At 45.1% G+C, this 1,043-nt stretch carries 1 protein-coding gene; it reads left to right on the top strand.

The genetic code is table 11. The features are described 5' to 3' along the window. The coding region (locus tag DBR11_RS29515) for an MBG domain-containing protein (RefSeq protein WP_304593804.1) at positions 1-1,043 on the top strand (1,043 nt) is incomplete at both ends.

Below are 1,043 nucleotides of genomic sequence, written 5' to 3'. Positions count from 1 at the left end.
CTTTTGTTTCGAATAACTTTGCCATCACTGCAAAAGCAATTACAGTTACTGCAACTGCAGGACAAAGCAAAGTATATGGTACAGCAGATCCAACATTGGCTTACGACATTACCAGTGGTGGACCACTTCTAAGCGGAGATGCCTTTACAGGTTCACTTGGAAGAACTGCCGGCGAAAATATCGGTACTACTTATGCCATCAATCAAGGAACCTTAAGCGCAGGTAGTAATTATACCATCACTTTTGCTTCAAACAACTTTGCCATTACCGCAAAAGCAATTACAGTTACTGCAGCTGCCGGTCAAAGCAAGGTATATGGATCTGCAGATCCAACATTGGCTTACACCATTACCAGTGGAGGCCCACTTCAAACAGGCGATACTTTCACGGGTACACTCGCAAGAGCTGCTGGTGAAAACATCGGTACTACTTATTCCATCAATCAGGGAACTTTAAGCGCCGGCAGTAATTACACCATCACTTTTGTGCCTGATAACTTTGCCATTACTGCAAAACCAATCACGGTAACGGCAACCGCTGGTCAAAGCAAAGTATATGGTTCAGCAGATCCATTACTCGCTTACACGATCACTAGTGGAGGCCCACTGAAAACAGGTGACGCTTTCACCGGGGCACTCACAAGAGCTGCCGGTGAAAACATTGGTACCACTTATGCCATCAACCAGGGAACTTTAAGTGCGGGTAACAACTACACCATCACTTTCGTGCCTGATAACTTTGCCATTACTGCAAAACCAATTACGGTAACAGCAACTGCTGGTCAAAGCAAAGTATATGGTTCAACCGATCCAACATTCGCCTATAGCATCATCAGTGGCGGAACATTGCAGACAGGTGACGCCTTTACCGGATCGCTGGAAAGAGCAGCAGGAGAAAACATAGGAACCACTTATGCCATTAACCAGGGAACGCTAAGCGCAGGTGACAACTACAACATCACTTTTGTTTCGAATAACTTTGCCATCACTGCAAAAGCAATTACAGTTACTGCAACTGCAGGACAAAGCAAAGTATATGGTACA

The sequence above is a fragment of the Pedobacter sp. HMWF019 genome, assembly GCF_003061025.1.
Classification (GTDB): Bacteria; Bacteroidota; Bacteroidia; order Sphingobacteriales; family Sphingobacteriaceae; genus Pedobacter.
The sequence above is the reverse complement of the archived record's forward strand: the minus strand, read 5'-3'. Positions and strand labels throughout refer to the sequence as shown.